Genomic DNA, 17,464 nt, shown 5'->3' with positions numbered 1-17,464 from the left:
AGGCAGAGGAGTGTGGGGAGTGTGGGGGGTAAGACTTCTTCCCCATCCTCCCACACCTCCCACACCCCTTGGATTTCTCACTTGTGAGAAATCCAGTTTATGAGGTTTTCCACCAGAGATTTTATGGATTCTCGCGCAGGAAAGTATCAATATCATTTAGTTCTTGCTGATTGAGGCGAAAATCTCCAGCACCAATGATTCCTTCCACCTGCTTAGAATTGCGTCCGCCAACGATCGCCGCAGTCACCGCCGGATTATTTAAAGTCCAAGCGATCGCAACTTCACCTGGTGAGCGAGCGTGTTGTTGACCAATGTGTTGCAACACCTCAACTAGCTTCAGGTTACGAGATAGACGTGGCTCCTGAAATTCACTACTGTTTTTGCGCCAATCATCATCTGGGAAATTAGCAACCCGCTCAGGTGTAATCGCCCCTGTGAGCAAGCCAGATTGCATCGGTGAATATACAATCACACCTATATTATTTTCCAAAGCAAAAGGCAGAATTTCCTTTTCGACATCACGCTTCACCAGTGAATAAGGCGGTTGCAATGACGTAACTGGTGCAATCTCTTGGATACGTTTCAACTGTTCGACATTGAAATTGGAAACTCCAATATAGCGAACCTTACCCTCATCCTTGAGCTTGGCCAAAGTTGTCCAGCCTTCTTCGATATCTGAGTCAGGGTTAGGCCAGTGGATTTGGTAGAGGTCGATGGTTTCAACGTCTAGTCGGCGCAGACTGGCTTCAACCTCCCGCCGCACAGAATCCGCTTTCAGACTGCGACCAATTTCGCCCTTTTCATCCCAGATCATTGAGCATTTCGTAAAAATGTAGGGGCGACTAGATCGACCTTTGAGCGCTTTAGCAACAACCTCTTCAGAATGCCCTAGACCATAAATAGCTGCGGTGTCAATCCAATTAACGCCGAGATCAAGAGCGCGATTGATCGCTGCGATCGATTCTTGATCATCTTGCTCTCCCCAACCAAAAGCCCATCCACCTCCACCAATCGCCCAAGCACCAAAGCCGATTGGGGTAATGTTAAGCTCCGAATTGCCAAGCTGTTTGGTTTGCATATCTACCTTCTTCAATAATTTTTGAGTCAATTGTTACTTTACGCTGCAAAAATTCTCTCAACAGCTATCTGAGGTGTGAATTACTACTGGTGCAAACACGACAGCCAACCACTCTTAAATGTTGTATTGATACACACTACTTATATACTAAACTTGCTCAAACATAGTAACATTTGTCAGTGTCGCTCAAAATAGAGAAGCAATATGTCAGAAGATTTAAAAGGCAAAGTTGCGCTGATCACAGGCGCAAACAAAGGTATTGGGTATGAAATTGCCCGCCAATTAGGTTCTAGAGGTGCTACTGTTTTTGTTGGTTCAAGAGATATAGGACGTGGTGAAGAAGCGGCGAATAAACTTCGTTTCAGCGAGATCGATGCCCGAACAATTCAACTTGATGTGAGCGACCAAAAAACAATCGACTTTGCGGCTAAACAAATCGAGAGCGAATTCGGAAAACTTGATATTCTTGTGAACAATGCTGGAATAATAAGTGATAGCGATAGCCTTCCACCTAGTCAAGTTGATATTGAAACACTACGACATACTTATGAAACGAATGTATTTGGAGTGTTTGCAGTTACAAAAGCGTTGTTGCCACTTCTAAAGAAATCAAAAGCAGGGCGAATAGTCAATTTATCAAGTGGTTTAGGTTCTCTGACTCAGAACTCCGATCCAAATTATGAATTCGCTGATTTTAAGCTTCTTGCTTATAACTCATCAAAGACAGCAGTGAATGCAATCACAGTTTTATTGGCTGCCGAACTTAAAGATACCCCAATTAAAATCAATGCTGCCGATCCTGGTTTTACAGCAACTGACATTAATCAATACCAAGGGTATCGCACTGTTGAGCAGGGTGCGATCGCAGCAGTGAGACTCGCTACTCTACCTAATGATGGTTCTAGCGGAGGATTTTTTGATGAAAATGGTGTGGTTCCTTGGTAAAAAGTAGAAGGCATTGGGCACGGATTATTTCCCTTGTCCCATTGCAAGCTACGTGCCGCATCTCCTAGAGAGCGTCATCACGAATTACTAAATTTACCGAATATTAACTTCTTGCAGGTAATTTACTCCTTGAAGATATTCAACCTTAGTAACTGAGTTTTTCGGGGCGAATAAATTTGTTCTTTTTGCAGAAGCTATCTTTTGATTATCAGCTAGCACCCGTTGTTTTTGAGTATACTCATTCAATTTGACTTGAGCTTGAGCATAAACTAAAGTATCTTGGGGAATATTTCTAAGAAATTTGACGGCACGATCGAAATCACCAATAGATGCTTTTTTATAAGCTTTCTGTAAAAAGTAGGCTGCTCTGATTTGCCGCTTTCGATTGTACTCAGCTAACTTGTCTTGAACTAAAGCACCTGCATGACTTTCTTGAGGAATTTGACGCAGATATTGTAAGGCGGCAGAAAAATCTTTTTCAGCGGCTCTTTCGTAAGCTTTTGTTAATAAATCTTGCGTCTGTATTTCAATGTTTACAGATGCTTTCTGAACTATTTTATCTGTTTTAGATTGCCAATATAAAATCTTGGGAACTTTCGCAGCAGCATGAAGGACATCTGACCATCTGCTCTCCTGAAAAGCTAGTTGTGCTATTTCGTATTGCTGTGCAGCTACTTGCCATTGCTCTTGCCATTCTTCGATTGTAGCTTGCGCTTCTGGATAAACATTGCTGTGGGAGGGAATTGATTTAGCAAGTGCGATCGCTTCTTCTAAATCCCCTGCTTGATATTCTTTTGTTGCTTTATATAATGTATCTGTTTCTGAGTATGCAGGTGCAGTATTAACTAAAGAATATACACCAAATCCCATCAATAAAGAATTAGCTGCCAATCCTACTTTCATTCCCGTTAATAATGGGGATGATTTTCCAGACACAGGATTTTTTGCTACTTCTAGAGAAAATTGAGAATCTTCCTCTAATGTTTCTGATGGCTGAGGTTCCCAGATTATTTGTTTGAGTACCCGCAGTACTTCACCCGCAGACTGAAAGCGGTCTTGGTGATTATAACGGATCATTTGGCTGAGAACAGCAGCTAGATAATCGTTAACTGGCGTGGTTTGAGAACGCCAAAAAATTTCATTAGTAGAAGGATCGGTTTTTAATTGTAGTGGTTCTAGCCCTGTTAAAGCCTGGATAGCAATCATACCCAAAGCATAAATATCACTGTTGGGCTGTGTTTGACCAATAAATTGTTCTGGTGGTATGTATCCCAATGAAGTGACGGGAATTCTATAAATGGGCAATTCTGCACCTATGCCAAAATCGATCGACTGGATTGAGCCAAAGTCAATCATAACTAACTTGTTATCAACAGTACGTCTAATCAAGTTTTCCGGTTTGATATCGCAATGGATCACGCCTTGAGAGTGGACAAATTCTAGAATACTTAAGACATCTATCAAAAATTCTACAACTTCGCTTTCACTCCACAGACACCCGAAATGTTGATCGATGGGCAATTCCGCAGTCAGCGCATGTCCTTCAATACACTCTTGCACTATATAAAATCGCTCATTTTCTTCAAAACAGGCGATAAATTCAGGAATTTGGTCATGGCTTCCTAGAAGCTTGAGGGTTTGGGTTTCAGTCAGAAACAGTAACCTCAACATATCCAAGTAGCCGGATTCGGAACTGCTAACTTTAATCTGCTTAATAACGCATTTGGGATTCTCTGGATAATCTACGTCTACAGCAATGTATGTTTGTCCAAACACCCCTGCACCGAGGCTTTGGACAACTTGGTAACGCCCTTGTAGTAATTTACCGATTATGTGGTGGGTCATGACCTGGTTACTCAGTAAGTCCTTTTATCTAGTTTTTCTGACATTCCCTCCTATTTCCGGAATGCTTTAGAAATATATATCTTGAACTTTTGTTACTAAAATCCAAAATGGAATTATTTAAGTAAAAATACTTAAATACTTGATAGGAGTACAGAATATTTTGGCCAAGTCCGGCACAAAAAAATTAATTTTACGTGTTTTTACGGTTAAATTCTTTTTAGTACATGTATACCATTGTAAACACCGATTTTTAGCAAATAAAAATACGTAGCTGTAAATGGAAATCAAAGATTTAGCTGGCATTAGTGAACCACTGAAGAGACTTATTGAAGTAATGGCTGAAGGGTTTGGTGCAGTTTCACGCCCATACCTTATCAAGAAAAATGCTGAGGCTAAAGCTTACGAAATACGAGTTATTTCTGAAGCTATGGCTGAAAGCCGTAAGTTGCTTGGTGGTGCAGATTATGAAGACGGTAAAGTTAAGATGATGGGATCTTCTGAGACACCTAGCCCGATCCTCTCACTTCCTGAGCGTGCGGCAAACCGTAGTGAATACCAGGAGTTACGAAAGCAACAGAATATAGAATCCGTATGTGCAAACGCTGCTGAGGAACTAGCAAATAAAAGTGAGATCCCAGAACAGAAGCCAGAACCAGAATGGATTAATCATTTCTTTGATATAGCAGAGAAAATTTCAACAGAAGATCTCCAATACTGGTGGGGGAAAATCCTGGCTGGGGAGATTACAAAACCTGGTTCTTTCTCGCTACGTACTCTTGAGATATTGAAAAATCTTTCACGACAAGAAGCAGAAAACTTTGTTGAGTTAGGGAAATATGTTCTAAGTAATAAGAACATAGCTTTTTACCTTGACCCAAAAGAATATATTTTTAAGAAAGATAATACTATTGGCTTTTCTGAAATTCTTGATCTAAAAGACGCGGGTCTTATAAATGATAGTGATTCTCTAGGTTTTTTCTTTGAAGCTAAGACCTCCGGCAGTACCTCTAATTTACTTTACTCCTCTTTAATTCTCTTCTTTGAAAGAGAGAAAGATACGCCTGAAATCGAAAATCAAGTTGGAGTGTTAACAAAAGCAGGTACAGAACTATTGAAACTTATATCAGTTCAGCCTGATATGGAATATATAGAATTTGTTGCTCAAAAATTTAAGCGAGAAGGTATGAAAATTGCTTGGGCACCTTTTATTAGAGAGGATGGTGAAAACCTATCGATAGGAGACAAAACATATATCGTTACTGAGGAACCAGCTTAGTTATATTAAAACGATTATGCACACAGTATAACAATCTTGGTGTAGCGCAGATTGCTGTCTATCAAAGTAAGGAATCAGCCCCGACCGGGTAATAAAGCTATGCCGTACTACCTCTTAAATACCCTTGATATATGAGGCTTTAACCATCCTTGGTAAGAAATTAATTACTAGAATTTCTTAGTTTGCGCTTTTGAGTGGCCAGAGGTGAACAATGGTTTAAAAATTAGATTAGGACAATAATCCGCAACTGAGTTTTACAGGCTACAGAAAATGTGGCTAGGTAACGCTCTTAATTGACTAGAGGTAAAAACTATGAACATCCAACTTCAAGCGGAATACGAGCAATTTATACAAACCCGAATTGCTACAGGTAGATATGAAAATGCTGAAGATGTCATTGTGAAAGCATTGAAACTGCTGGAAGAATGGGAAAAGGGTTATCAGGAATGGGAAGAAGAAACTAAGAAAAAACTAGCGGATGGGCTGGCTTCTATCAAACGTGGAGACGTAGTAGGTGGTGAAGTGGTGATGGCACGACTGGAGGATTAATTACGCAAGTGCCATTGGCCTGTAACCCTTATTCACTCGTTAACCCTGTGAACGGTTACAAATCAACTGTAATTTACCAAAAATAAATATTGCCCTCCTCTTCTCAGAATCTCCTAACCCTTAGCTTCCGTATCTTCCTCAACCGCCTCAGATTTATCTTGTAATGGCTTCACTACCCGTGCGATCGCTTCCTGAATAAAAGCTTTAATAAATTCATCTCTGCGATTTATTTGAAACTGTCGCTGTACAACTTCCGTCATTCCCCCATCACCCCAATCTTGGTCATGGCGAAAATATTCAATAAAACTTTTACCAGCAATTCGCGTTAAATAAGCTGCTGTCACGCCTTGAATTGCTCTACCAATAATAAAGGTGGCAACATTAAGTTGCAACGCTGTAGATAATAATTGAATTGCTCCTTTGACAATGCCTAAACTAGCGATGGTTTTCGCTAAAGAAAGAGCTAATTCTCGTCCTCGTTCCATATTCAATTCACAGCCATACACTCTACCAATTTCCACAACCATTTGAGCGTTGACTGCGGCTGTCGCCAATAAATCTACAACTGGTATCGGCGTAACTGATACCACACCAGCACCAATCCATTGAAACCGTTCTACTATTTTGTCAGCTTGACGGCGACGCTGGCCATCGATGAGTTTTCGCGCTTCGTCTCCCAATCGCAGAGATTGCAAAAGAATATTATCCGCCACCAAATCTTCACCTTCGGCGCGTAAAACAGCAGCCGTGCGCCGCAGCAAAGGGACAATATCCGGTTCCGGCTGGAAGGTTTCGCCAGTTTCTAGTTGTGCAGGTTGCGGATTAGCAGCGATCGCTACCACGTCATTAGTAGCAATAAATCCCCGTACCCGTTGGCGCAATCTCGCGAGGATGGATTCTTTATCTTCATCTGTATATAAATCAGTTTTGTTGAGAACTAGGAGCGATCGCTTCCCAATTTCTGCCAACCCTCGCAACGGCTCATATTCTGAGCGTCGTAAGTCATTATCTACCACAAACAACAGTAAATCTGCTTCTGTCGCCAGTTCTCGCGCCATCTGTTCCCGTTCCGTTCCTGCCACCCCTGCTTCTAAAATCCCCGGCGTATCCGTAATTAAAATCTTGCGTTCTAATCCCTTCAACCGCAGACAATAGGTTTCTCCAACCTGAGTTGTACCCATCGGTGCATCTACTTGACCGACCATGCGTCCCATAATCGCATTAACTAGAGAAGTTTTGCCTGCGCTCCCCGTACCAAATACCACTACTTGAATTTCACCCCGTGCGAGGTTGGCTTCAATCTCTCGCGAGCGACTTAATAAAGCTTGGCGTGTGACTTCATCTTGAATTTGCGCTACCTGTTGCCGCACAGCCTGGAGAGTTGTAGAAGCTGCATCAGATTTAGCAGCCGGAATTTGTGCCGCAGTCGCTCGCTTCGGATTGCGACGCGATCGCTTTTCCCCGGATCTAATCACCAATACATAATAAACAAAAGCTGCAACCAAGGCTCCAATCAGGATAATCAGCAGCAACAGCAGTAAATTGCCTAGCAACGGCGAATAGGATAATTGCCAATAGAGGCGTGACAGGGAATCAATTAGCCATAGGGCTAGCCCCAAAATGACGATCAGACCGACAATCAGCGTTACTATGCGTGACAGAGGCATGGCTGGGAAAGTTTAGTGAGTATTCAGTAGGCAGATGCTTCTAATATTAATAGTTTCGGTATTTTTTACCAGAGTAGAAAGAAAGAGGCGGGGGGCAGGCTTGCCGTGAGCGTAGTCAAACGGGAGCAGAGGGGCAGGAGAAAACAGGCTTTTTTGATAAACCAACAACGCTTACTCCATTTTTTGCATCTTTAAAAAATTGCAACAATGTAAAAATGCAATTGTCTACATTATCAATATTTCCAGAATTTTTAGTATGCAGACTATCACTAAAAAGTCAATAAATAATTCCTGGGCTGGTGCGATCGCAGAACCGGCAAAAGAATTTCCCCTTACTCAACTGTCAATTATTTCTGGCAAAATTCCAGATGGCTTGCGTGGCACTCTTTACCGCAATGGCCCCGCACGGCTAGAACGCGGTGGCGCTCGTGTGGGACACTGGTTTGATGGAGACGGGGCAATTCTCGGCGTTCATTTCACAGATGCAGGAGCTACCGGAGTCTATCGCTATGTGCAAACAGCAGAATATCTAGCTGAAACTCAAGCAGATAGGTTTCTTTATGGTGTCTATGGGATGCATCCGCCAGGCCCCATCTGGAAGCGCTGGGGCCAACAGATGAAGAATGCAGCGAATACCTCAGTGTTGGCACTACCTGATAAATTATTGGCTCTATGGGAAGCAACAAATCCCTACGCCCTTGATTTGCAAACTTTAGAAACGAAGGGATTGGATGATTTAGGTGCTTTGGATAACGGATTACCTTATTCTGCCCATTACAAGCGTGATTCAGAAACAGGCGAGATTTTTAACTTTGGAATCAGTATCGGAAGTTCTGTACAACTGAATCTCTACAAAAGCGATTCTACTGGCAAAATTATCCAAAAAACTGCTTTTAAGTTAGATCGCTACTCGATAATGCATGATTTTGTTTTAACTCAAAGGTATCTGGTGTTTTTCATGCCACCGCTGCGGATGAAAATGCTGTCAGTTATTCTTGGTGTGACTACCTTTAGTGAATCTCTGTTGTGGGAACCTCAATTAGGAACCCAGGTGTTAATCTTCGATCGCGAAAACTTATCCTTAGTAAGTCGTGGTGAAACCGATGCCTGGTTTAATTGGCATTTTGGTAATGGCTATGAAGATGAAGACGGTTCCGTGGTGTTGGACATGGTGCGATATGCAGATTTTCACCAAACTAATGAGTATCTCAGAGAATTCGCAAGTGGTGAGACGCACACAGTAACTCAAGGAACATTGTGGCAAGTCCGCCTCAATCCTCAAACTGCTAAAGTGTCAGCAATGCAGCAAGTTGTCAATCGCAAGTGTGAATTTCCCGTAGTGCAGCGAGCGCAAGTTGGGCAACCTTGGCGCTATACTTATGTATCATTAATGCCCCAAAGAGGGGATATAGACAAAGAATGGTTCGGTGCGATCGCTCGCTTCGACTACAAAACCGAAACCCTCACCGAAGCAGACTTAGGAGAAAACCGCTATCCTTCAGAACCCATCCACGCCCAAGATGCCCAAAACCCTGAGCAAGCCTGGGTGCTAACTGTTGTATACGATGGTAATTCTCATAGTAGTGAAGTTTGGGTATTTGATAGCGATCGCCTGGATGCAGAACCCGTTTGCAAACTAGGATTACCTAGCGTTATTCCCCACAGTTTCCACGGCACTTGGAACCCAGCTTAACAATTTGGGGAAGAAGCAGGGGAGTAGGGGAGACAAGGGGACAAGGTGACAAGAGGTAAGAACTTGCAACAAGTCTTTGCCCTTGTCCCGAATGGCACTAAGAAAAGCGAAAAAGCTGATCAATTAAGCAGTTTGTAATTGTTTACGTAATTCATGCCGGCGTTTTGTCATTAAGGGGTACAATTTTGAGGCGACGTTTACGAACTTGTGGTTGACTTCGACCTGGGCGGTCGGGAACAGCCTTGTGAGCAATAACTTTTAGCAAAGTGCGATGAATTCGGAGGCGTTTTTGAAAAGAGGATGTTTGAAAAGTATCCGCTCAATAAATTGGGGCAACCTACCAGTTCAGAAAGATTTTACGCCATTTGAGCCTTGTCACTGAGCGATTTACCCCGAATTATTGAGCGGTTACGAAACCAGTCTAAGTAAATGCTGCATTTCATTTGAACTACCTATCTAGGGTTTCTCTCCGCTGGCAGGGCTACTCATAGATGACATCTTTGCCAGCGAATATCTCTGAATCAAACTTATAACCGAGGGGATTGATATGGCAGACATTATTGGAGACAACCAGAATAACACTCTAATTGGCACGTTTGAGAATGACGCTATCCTTGGTCAGGGCGGTGATGATAACCTCTTTGGTCGGGGCGGCAATGATGACCTCTTGGGTGGGGCTGGCAATGACTCGCTTAATGGCGAGGACGGCAATGACCTTCTCAATGGTGAGGACGGCGAGAACACCCTACTTGGTGGGTTCGGCGATGATGTCCTCCTTGGTGGATCTGGCAATGACCTTCTCGATGGCGAGGAGGAGGACGATCAACTCCTTGGCAAAGGCGGTGACGACACCCTGCTTGGTGGGTTCGGTAATGATGCTTTCCTTGCTGGATCTGGCAATGACCTTCTCGAAGGCGGGGACGGAAATGACCGACTCGCTGGAGAAGACGATGACGACCAACTCTTTGGCGGGGAAGGGTTTGACACCCTCCTTGGCGGGGCTGGCGATGACCAGATTGATGGTGAGGATGGCAATGACAACTTGACTGGTCAGGCTGGCGATGACACCATCCTTGGCGGGGCTGGCCATGACCGACTAGAAGGAGGGGACGGGGATGACAAAATCTTTGGTGGGACTGGCAATGATACTGCTGACTATTCAAATAGCACTGCCGGTGTCACCGTCAACCTGGCGACTGGAACTGCCAGTGGTGGGGCAGGGAATGATGTCCTGTTTAATATCGAACAAGTCTTTGGTTCTGGTTTCAACGATTCCCTAACTGGCGGGCGCGGTAATGACAACCTCTTTGGTAGAGGTGGCAATGACCTGCTTGATGGTGGAGTTGGCAATGACCTGCTGGATGGCGAGGATGGCAACGATATTGTCCGTGGTGGGGCTGGCGATGACACCTTGCGTAGTGGGACTGGCAATAACCAACTCTTGGGTGGAGTTGGTGTTGATACTGCTGATTATTTCAGTGCCACTGCCGGAGTCACGATTAACCTTGCCACTGGAACCGCTACAGGGCAGGGCAGGAATGATGTCCTGTTGGAGATTGAAAGAATCGTTGGTTCTAGGTTCAATGACACCATCCTTGGCGGAGCTGGCAATGACTTCTTCATCAGTGCTGGGGACGGGAATGACTTTGTTAATGGTGAGGCTGGTAATGACCGCCTCTTTGGCGATAACGGCAATGACACCCTCCTTGGCGGGGCTAACGACGACTTTATCAATGGCGGGTACGGCAATGACTCCCTGCTTGGCGGTAGCGGCATTGACATCCTGCTTGGTGGGGCTGGCAATGACCAACTCTTTGGTGAGGACGGGAGTGACACTCTCATTAGTAGAGAAGGCAATGATACCCTGCTAGGCGGCAGCGGCAATGACATTCTGCTTGGTGGGGACGGCGACGATCAACTCCAAGGTGGAGGCGGGGATGACCAACTCTTTGGTGGGACTGGCATTGATACTGCTGATTATTTAAATGCCACTGCCGGAGTCACCGTTGACCTTAGCACTGGAACTGCCAGTGGGGGAGATGGGAATGATGTCCTGTTCAATATCGAGCAAGTCTTTGGTTCTAGTTTTAACGACTCCCTGATTGGAGGAGGCAGCAGTGATACCCTCTTTGGCAGAGGCGGCAATGACACCTTGCTTGGTGGGGATAGTGATGACTTTCTTGATGGTCAGGAAGGTAATGACCTCGTATTGGGCGAGGATGGGAATGATAGCCTGTTTGGCGGGGCTGGCAATGACCAAATCGAAGGAGGAGAAGGCGATGACACCCTCGGTGGCGGGGTCGGTAATGACACTCTCCTTGGAGGGCCTGGAAATGATGTCCTCATAGGCGTTGATACTAACGGTTCTGATTCTCCTGGATTAGGGGAGATTGATACCCTAACTGGAGGGCCTGGGGAAGATCAGTTCTTACTTGGAGATGCTACTAATGTCTTTTATGACGATAACAACAGTGGAAATAGTGGTTTGGCAGACTACGCTACCATTAGTGGCTTCAACTCCAACGAAGATACAATCCAGCTCAAAGGAACACTGGCAGACTATCGCTTGCAGACTGTGGGAGCCGATACAAGGGTATTCCTGGACAACTCAGGAGAGCTAGATGAACTCATTGGTGTTGTGCAAACATCGCCTCTGAAGCTTGATAGTGACGACTTCCTGTTCTACGAGAAAGAAAATGCTGCACAAGGGACAAACAATACACTAGCCACTGCTGAGAAGCTAGGTACTTTAACATCAGGTTCAGAAGTTAATACCTCTGCTCAACTGGCAAGACTTCCAGGGAACAATCCTGATTTCGACTTTTTCACATTTTCTTTAGCTAACCCAGGAACTGTGACTATTAACACGCCGAATTATAGCGGTATCTATCCAGTTCTCGGCCTATTTAATAGTGCCGGGAGCTTACAGAGTTCCAGTACTTCTCAATCAATCACCGCTTCACTAGGGGCAGGTACTTACTCCATTTCAGTAAGTGATTATGATTACTTCCCTCAAAATGGCGGAATTTTCAGTTCTGGCTCTTTTGATCCTGGTTCTTATACGCTAGGAATCACTGTAGCCTAAAGACAAATGGTACTAAGAAAAGCCGAAACAGTCGCCTACGCAGCCAAGCGTCCACTGCTATTAACGAATCGATACTTGTAATGCTTATACAGCATAGTTTACAGCTTTTCTTAGTGCCATTTGCCCTTGTCCCCAAGTCCTCTTTCCCATGTCCAATTCACTCTAATCTTTGATAATTGCTAAGTGTAAAAACGTAGTATCCTACATATTGGTATCTAAAAATAAGTCCAAAATCATGAGGAGAAACCCGATAGCATTACTACTTAGCGGAGTGATTGTCAGCTTTGGACTATCATCATTGTTAGCTCAAGCACAACAACAGGTTTCTAATGCCCAAGTCGCGGCAATGGTAGAAGCGTTGCGACTAGCTGCACCGCAGACCGGCACCGCAAATGATGGACTTTACAATGAATGGCAAGTTAAACCAGAAACCTTAAAAGGCTGGTCAAAATATTGTCTTAAACAAGAACTAACACCAACGCAGTTTGAAAATAGCCCCGCGAAGGCACGTCAAGTTGTTTCTTGCATCACGCGCCGTGAGTTTAACAAGCAATTTCTCGCCACCAATAATAATGAAATTGCTGCTGTGCGTGGCGTCGGTTGCTGGTGGATGACTGGCAGCTATACAGGCTGCAACAGCGGATTTACTGCTACATATCTTCAAAAAGTTGTGGGTTTTTACCAACAGCAGCGTTCAAAACCAGCAACTACTCGATAGACATCACCAAATTAATCGCCGCGATGTGGCAAAAATATGAGTGGAAAGTAATTTAGAGGCGTAGTAATGCTATGTCTCTACAAGGGTTATGGATAACGCATATTTAATTTCACCAAATATCTAATGATTAAGCGATCGCAATTAAATAAAATCAACTGCTACGCGTCTATATTGACTTTAATACAGAGTTTTAGCTTTAACCCAACCGTATTGAGTTATATCTAAACAAGGGATTGTTTGAACTTTGCCAATGCTGTTAGAATGCCTTGATGTTAAAAAAGCAACATTTATTAAACAAAAAACTCGGTTGGTCTTTGGATGAGCGAGATCCAAAGTTCATAGAATCTCTGATGCCCCTATTTGGGTTTTTGTATCACTACTATTTCCGAGTTCAAACTAGTGGCTGGGATAATATTCCACCCCAGCAAAAAGTCTTATTAGTTGGTTCGCACAATGGGGGACTCGCAGCCCCAGATATGTCAATGATGATGTACGACTGGTTCCAAAGATTTGGTGTAGAGAAACCCATTTATGGTTTGATGCATCCCAAGGCTTGGCAGGTTAGCCCGCCACTAGCCCAGATGGCCGCCAAGGCTGGAGCAATCATTGCCCATCCAAAAATGGCTTATACTGCCTTGCGCTCTGGAGCGAGTGTGCTAGTTTATCCCGGTGGAGCCGAAGATGTCTTCCGGCCGCATTATTTACGTAACAAAATCTACCTTGCGGGGCGACAAGGATTTATCAAGTTAGCGTTACGGGAAAATGTGCCGATTGTGCCTATGATTTCATGGGGCGCTCACGATACACTCATTGTTATCGCTGACTGCTACAAAGTTGTGCAGCAACTCCACGAATGGGGGATGCCTTGGCTATTAGGTATCGATCCAGAAGTTTTTCCAATCTATCTCGGACTACCTTGGGGATTAGCAATTGGCCCATTACCCAATATTCCATTGCCAGTGCCCATCTACACGCGGGTTTGTCCGCCAATTGTATTTGAACGCTACGGCCGTGAAGCCGCTAGCGATCGCTACTATGTCAATGAATGTTATGAATTAGTTGTTAGTCAGATGCAGCAAGAGTTAGATAACTTAATAAAGCTAACTGCTCAGACCAATTCTCTTTAAATAGTTATGAGTTAGAAGTTTTGAATCTTTAATTTATCACTCCTAACTCCTAACTCCTAACTCTTTTCCTAGCCGCCACTGACTGGTGGAATCAACACAACCTCATCCCCATCTTGTAGTAGGGTATCTGGTTCGACAAATATCAAATTAATCCCAAAACGGGTTATATCGCGCCACTGTGAGAGTTCAGGGTGTTCAGCTATGAGGCGATCGCATACTGCTTTGACTGGGATACTATTAGGAAATTCCAGCACTAGTTCCGAAACCCTAAAGGCTTCTTGATAAGCAGCGAACAATTTGACAGTAACAGTAATTACAGATTTAGACATAGAACATACTTTGGCAGTACGGACAAGTGTTTTAATAGTTGCCAAGAATGTAAACAAATGTTCAACATAACTTATGTATGTTTTGCTTCCCCGCCCCTTGTGCGGGAAACAAATTTAAGTATACGTTGTTAGGACTTGCTCTAAGCGTACTCCTACGGAGAAACAAGCTACGCGGTAGCATCTCTAAGAGTTGCTAGGCCGTTGGCTTACTCCTGCAAGTGTCGCAGACAAGCCTCTCGTACCACTTTGTGGAAGCAAGTTACGCATAGCGTCTCCCTTTGTGAGAAGAGAAGACTTTACGCTGCGCTATCGTCAATCTAAAATTGCAAATCTAAAATCCCAAATTGTTTGACTATTCAGCATTGAGGATTTTTGGTACTTTGAAAAATTCGCCTTCCTGTTCAGGCGCACTGTTGAGAATACTTTCTCGGTCAGGATAGGGTTGTAATTCATCCTCTCGTGTGATATTGCTGACATCAATTGCACGTGTTGTTGGCAGCACATCACTGACATCAAGTTCATTCAATTGTTCGATATAGTCCAGAATACTTCCCAACTGGGTAGTGAATTGTTTCTCTTCTTCTGGAGTCAATTCTAAACGAGCAAGATTGGCTACTTTGTGAACTTGTTCTTGGTCAATCATAAATTGTCATTTGTCACTTGTACTGAGCTTGTCCTGAGTTTCGACTGCGCTCAACTACCGCGTAGTCGTTGGCGCAGCCTCTCGTAGAGAAGTATTGGTCATTGGTCATTGGTCATTGGTCATTTATCATTGGTCATTAGTCCTTAGCAAATGACAAAGAACTAATGACTAATGACTAAAAGAATACGTCAATTTGCGATCGCCCAGTGGTTTTCAGCCAGTTTTGAGCTTCGACATAGTTATTGGGGGCCATGCGAATAGCTCGAATCCAATAGTCTGCTGCTTGGTCAAAAAGTGCTTCGCCAGCCTCGTTATCTCCAGATTCTTTTTCTTTTTCGCCTTGATGGTGGTAAATCACAGCGATGTTGTTCAAGGCTTGGGGCATCCGTGGGTTTAACTCAATTGCCTGGTGATACAGTTCTAAAGCCTTGTTATGGTCGCCATTGCTGGCATAAATTAGCCCCATATTGTAGAAAATATAGCCGCGATCGTTGGTATCTTCCTCTAGTGTTAGAGCTTCTTCATAGTATTCCAATGCCTCAGCATATTCCCCTTCCGCTTGGGCCGACATACCATCTCGATAATAAACAAACGCTTCTTTAGCTTTTTTGTTGGTTGGCAGAATCTTCAGAATGATATCCGCCATCACAGTAAAGGATTTGTCAATAAAATTATCGTTCTTTTGTGTTCTTGGCATATTTCTCTCTGGGTATTGGGGACTGGGTATTGGGGACTGGGGACTGGGTATTGGGGACTGGGGACTGGGTATTGAGCAATAATCAATAGTTTTTCTTCCCCTGCTTCCCCTGCTTCCCCTGCTCCCTCATCTTCACCATTCCATAGTTCACTCAATAGTTAATTTAACTGATTTGCGGGGGCATTCTTCTCGCTGAGGGGTACGATACATTCTGAACTATTATGTCGAGAGTTGTTTACCAAGGTGCTAACTGGATATGCAGTCATTGCTGGCGCTGGATAGGGACGCAATAGCTGCTGTAGGGTTTGGGCTGTTTGCACTTGGGAATCTAGCCATAAATCGTAATCTTGTGGTTCCAGAATCACTGGCATCCGCTCGTGGATGGGTTGGAGTAATTCGTTAGCTGCCGTTGTCAAAATTGTACAAGAGATTATTTCTTCGTTAACAGGCGATCGCCATCTCTCCCACAAACCTGCAAAACCGAAGGGTTGCCCATCTTGAAGACGAAAATAAAATGGCTGCTTCTTACCTTTACCTTGTTGGCGTTGCCACTCATAAAAGCCATCAGCTAACACTAAACAGCGTCTGTGCTTAAAAGCCGAACGAAAAGCGGGTTTTTCGGCAACAGTTTCTGCCCTAGCATTAATCAGCTTTGCCCCCATTCCTGCATCTTTCGCCCATGACGGAATTAATCCCCAATGCAACTGCTTAAATTCCCGCTTTTCGCTTTCGGGATTTTGCAACACTGTCGCCACCATTTGCGTAGGCGCAATGTTATATTCGGCTGCCAAATCGGGAACAGACTCGACATGGAAAACTTCAGACAATCCTGCTGCCGACTGATTTAGAGTAAATCTTCCACACATAGTTTTATTTTCGACCACTAACTACATTAAATGTCTCAATCTAGAATCTCAATCTAGAAATAAATAATGCTTTTTTTTATTTTCTCGAATAATTTACTGTAGTACGTTCAGATACTAAATACAAAAAAAATATCCGGTTTTGGGAAAATCTTTTGGTAAAATATTGTATTTTGAACCTTCACTTCTCAACATATTCCTAACTGTATTTTAACATGGAACTACTGCATCTGTACGATTTTTTACCTTCTGGACATGGTTATAAGATACGTCTTTTATTGACACAACTAGGTATGCCTTTTGAGAGGATAGAGCTTAACATCTTGAAAGGCGAGACTCGAACACCAGAATTTTTAAGTAAAAATCCTAACGGTAAGATACCTGTTCTGGAAATCGAGCCAGGGAAATATTTGGCAGAATCAAATGCCATATTGGTTTATCTGAGTGAAGGTACAGAGTTTTTACCTTATGACCGCTTTTTACGAGCGCAGGTGCTGCAATGGTTATGTTTTGAACAATATAGTCATGAGCCTTTTATAGCTACATCAAGATTTTGGATTTCTATTTTAGGTAAAACTGAAGAATATAGTGAAGCTATCAAACAAAAACGCGAACCAGGTTATGCAGCACTTAGCTTGATGGATAAACATTTAACTTCTCAAGATTTTTTTGTGGGAGAACGTTACACGATTGCTGATATCGCTTTGTTCGCTTACACTCATGTAGCTAATGAAGGTGGGTTTGATTTAACACAATATCCTGCTATCCAAGCTTGGATAGAAAGAGTCAAAACTCAACCAAGGTATATCAGTATTACACAGGCATGAATCAATTCAAAATTCAAAATGACGCTCTCTACGAGACGCTAAAAGCGAACGCGGACTCGCTAACGCTGCGCTAACAAAATTCAATTCAGCCACCCACAAGGGGTGGGGTTTTTACCTAACTT

16 protein-coding genes are annotated in these 17,464 nt (G+C 43.5%); 8 read left to right on the top strand and 8 right to left on the bottom strand.

The window, feature by feature from the left end:
- Nucleotides 1-121: 121 nt before the first annotated feature.
- Nucleotides 122-1,078: an aldo/keto reductase gene (locus CDG76_RS03275; RefSeq protein ID WP_094347624.1), complete on the bottom strand. Its 957-nt coding sequence runs from the start codon at nt 1,076-1,078 to the stop codon at nt 122-124.
- A 204-nt stretch (nt 1,079-1,282) separates the two neighbouring features.
- Here CDG76_RS03275 and CDG76_RS03270 point away from each other — a divergent pair, with 204 nt between their 5' ends.
- Nucleotides 1,283-2,023 carry an SDR family oxidoreductase gene (locus tag CDG76_RS03270; protein ID WP_094347623.1) on the top strand — a complete coding sequence of 247 codons (741 nt, stop codon included), beginning with the start codon at nt 1,283-1,285 and terminating at the stop codon, nt 2,021-2,023.
- A gap of 93 nt (nt 2,024-2,116) precedes the next feature.
- Here CDG76_RS03270 and CDG76_RS03265 read toward each other — a convergent pair whose 3' ends face one another.
- Nucleotides 2,117-3,868 (bottom strand): serine/threonine-protein kinase, encoded by a 1,752-nt coding sequence (locus CDG76_RS03265; protein WP_094347622.1) that lies wholly within the window; start codon nt 3,866-3,868, stop codon nt 2,117-2,119.
- A gap of 277 nt (nt 3,869-4,145) precedes the next feature.
- Here CDG76_RS03265 and CDG76_RS03260 point away from each other — a divergent pair, with 277 nt between their 5' ends.
- Complete coding sequence (locus CDG76_RS03260) at nt 4,146-5,144, top strand: DUF2806 domain-containing protein (RefSeq protein WP_094347621.1); 999 nt, start codon at nt 4,146-4,148, stop codon at nt 5,142-5,144.
- Nucleotides 5,145-5,456: 312 nt separating this feature from the next.
- Nucleotides 5,457-5,693, top strand: coding sequence for a type II toxin-antitoxin system ParD family antitoxin (locus CDG76_RS03255; RefSeq protein WP_094347620.1), 237 nt, complete (start codon nt 5,457-5,459; stop codon nt 5,691-5,693).
- A gap of 113 nt (nt 5,694-5,806) precedes the next feature.
- Here the strand turns inward: CDG76_RS03255 and CDG76_RS03250 are convergent, their stop codons facing one another.
- On the bottom strand, nt 5,807-7,360 hold the full coding sequence (locus tag CDG76_RS03250) for a YcjF family protein (RefSeq protein ID WP_094347619.1): 1,554 nt from the start codon (nt 7,358-7,360) through the stop codon (nt 5,807-5,809).
- Between the two features lie 256 nt (nt 7,361-7,616).
- Between CDG76_RS03250 and CDG76_RS03245 the strand changes: the two genes are divergently transcribed.
- The 4 genes from CDG76_RS03245 to CDG76_RS03230 all read left to right on the top strand — a co-directional run bounded on the left by CDG76_RS03245 (nt 7,617) and on the right by CDG76_RS03230 (nt 13,983).
- The gene (locus CDG76_RS03245; protein WP_094347618.1) at nt 7,617-9,053 is read left to right on the top strand and encodes a carotenoid oxygenase family protein; all 1,437 of its coding nucleotides are present in this window, start codon (nt 7,617-7,619) and stop codon (nt 9,051-9,053) included.
- Between the two features lie 547 nt (nt 9,054-9,600).
- Nucleotides 9,601-12,138, top strand: coding sequence for a calcium-binding protein (locus CDG76_RS03240; protein ID WP_094347617.1), 2,538 nt, complete (start codon nt 9,601-9,603; stop codon nt 12,136-12,138).
- 235 nt (nt 12,139-12,373) lie between these two features.
- Nucleotides 12,374-12,856 (top strand): hypothetical protein, encoded by a 483-nt coding sequence (locus tag CDG76_RS03235; RefSeq protein WP_190240739.1) that lies wholly within the window; start codon nt 12,374-12,376, stop codon nt 12,854-12,856.
- A gap of 269 nt (nt 12,857-13,125) precedes the next feature.
- Entirely contained in the window at nt 13,126-13,983 is an 858-nt protein-coding gene (locus tag CDG76_RS03230; protein WP_094347616.1) for a lysophospholipid acyltransferase family protein, read from the top strand.
- A 68-nt stretch (nt 13,984-14,051) separates the two neighbouring features.
- Here CDG76_RS03230 and CDG76_RS03225 read toward each other — a convergent pair whose 3' ends face one another.
- From CDG76_RS03225 to CDG76_RS03210, 5 genes are all read right to left on the bottom strand, one after another.
- Complete coding sequence (locus CDG76_RS03225) at nt 14,052-14,312, bottom strand: MoaD/ThiS family protein (RefSeq protein WP_094347615.1); 261 nt, start codon at nt 14,310-14,312, stop codon at nt 14,052-14,054.
- Nucleotides 14,313-14,664: 352 nt separating this feature from the next.
- Nucleotides 14,665-14,955: an Asp-tRNA(Asn)/Glu-tRNA(Gln) amidotransferase subunit GatC gene (gene gatC, locus CDG76_RS03220; RefSeq protein WP_094347614.1), complete on the bottom strand. Its 291-nt coding sequence runs from the start codon at nt 14,953-14,955 to the stop codon at nt 14,665-14,667.
- A 175-nt stretch (nt 14,956-15,130) separates the two neighbouring features.
- Nucleotides 15,131-15,652, bottom strand: a complete 522-nt coding sequence (locus tag CDG76_RS03215) for a photosystem I assembly protein Ycf3 (protein WP_094347613.1) — start codon at nt 15,650-15,652, stop codon at nt 15,131-15,133.
- Nucleotides 15,601-15,807: a hypothetical protein gene (locus tag CDG76_RS36980; protein WP_190240738.1), complete on the bottom strand. Its 207-nt coding sequence runs from the start codon at nt 15,805-15,807 to the stop codon at nt 15,601-15,603. Before CDG76_RS36980 ends, CDG76_RS03215 begins: the two co-directional genes overlap by 52 nt.
- Before the next feature lie 3 nt (nt 15,808-15,810).
- A complete protein-coding gene (locus CDG76_RS03210; RefSeq protein WP_094347612.1) occupies nt 15,811-16,518 on the bottom strand; it encodes an SOS response-associated peptidase in 708 nt (235 codons plus the stop codon).
- A gap of 212 nt (nt 16,519-16,730) precedes the next feature.
- Here CDG76_RS03210 and CDG76_RS03205 point away from each other — a divergent pair, with 212 nt between their 5' ends.
- Nucleotides 16,731-17,342 carry a glutathione S-transferase family protein gene (locus CDG76_RS03205; protein WP_094347611.1) on the top strand — a complete coding sequence of 204 codons (612 nt, stop codon included), beginning with the start codon at nt 16,731-16,733 and terminating at the stop codon, nt 17,340-17,342.
- The last annotated feature ends 122 nt before the right edge of the window (nt 17,343-17,464 follow it).

It is taken from the genome of Nostoc sp. 'Peltigera membranacea cyanobiont' 210A (genome assembly GCF_002246015.1).
Lineage (GTDB): Bacteria > Cyanobacteriota > Cyanobacteriia > Cyanobacteriales > Nostocaceae > Nostoc.
The sequence above is the reverse complement of the archived record's forward strand: the minus strand, read 5'-3'. Positions and strand labels throughout refer to the sequence as shown.

Coding starts and splice junctions, on each gene's coding strand:
- CDG76_RS03275 (WP_094347624.1), bottom strand. CDS start 1,078: ATGCAAACCAAACAGCTTGGCAATTCGGAGCTTAACATTACCCCAATC.
- CDG76_RS03270 (WP_094347623.1), top strand. CDS start 1,283: ATGTCAGAAGATTTAAAAGGCAAAGTTGCGCTGATCACAGGCGCAAAC.
- CDG76_RS03265 (WP_094347622.1), bottom strand. CDS start 3,868: ATGACCCACCACATAATCGGTAAATTACTACAAGGGCGTTACCAAGTT.
- CDG76_RS03260 (WP_094347621.1), top strand. CDS start 4,146: ATGGAAATCAAAGATTTAGCTGGCATTAGTGAACCACTGAAGAGACTT.
- CDG76_RS03255 (WP_094347620.1), top strand. CDS start 5,457: ATGAACATCCAACTTCAAGCGGAATACGAGCAATTTATACAAACCCGA.
- CDG76_RS03250 (WP_094347619.1), bottom strand. CDS start 7,360: ATGCCTCTGTCACGCATAGTAACGCTGATTGTCGGTCTGATCGTCATT.
- CDG76_RS03245 (WP_094347618.1), top strand. CDS start 7,617: ATGCAGACTATCACTAAAAAGTCAATAAATAATTCCTGGGCTGGTGCG.
- CDG76_RS03240 (WP_094347617.1), top strand. CDS start 9,601: ATGGCAGACATTATTGGAGACAACCAGAATAACACTCTAATTGGCACG.
- CDG76_RS03235 (WP_190240739.1), top strand. CDS start 12,374: ATGAGGAGAAACCCGATAGCATTACTACTTAGCGGAGTGATTGTCAGC.
- CDG76_RS03230 (WP_094347616.1), top strand. CDS start 13,126: ATGTTAAAAAAGCAACATTTATTAAACAAAAAACTCGGTTGGTCTTTG.
- CDG76_RS03225 (WP_094347615.1), bottom strand. CDS start 14,312: ATGTCTAAATCTGTAATTACTGTTACTGTCAAATTGTTCGCTGCTTAT.
- gatC (WP_094347614.1), bottom strand. CDS start 14,955: ATGATTGACCAAGAACAAGTTCACAAAGTAGCCAATCTTGCTCGTTTA.
- CDG76_RS03215 (WP_094347613.1), bottom strand. CDS start 15,652: ATGCCAAGAACACAAAAGAACGATAATTTTATTGACAAATCCTTTACT.
- CDG76_RS03210 (WP_094347612.1), bottom strand. CDS start 16,518: ATGTGTGGAAGATTTACTCTAAATCAGTCGGCAGCAGGATTGTCTGAA.
- CDG76_RS03205 (WP_094347611.1), top strand. CDS start 16,731: ATGGAACTACTGCATCTGTACGATTTTTTACCTTCTGGACATGGTTAT.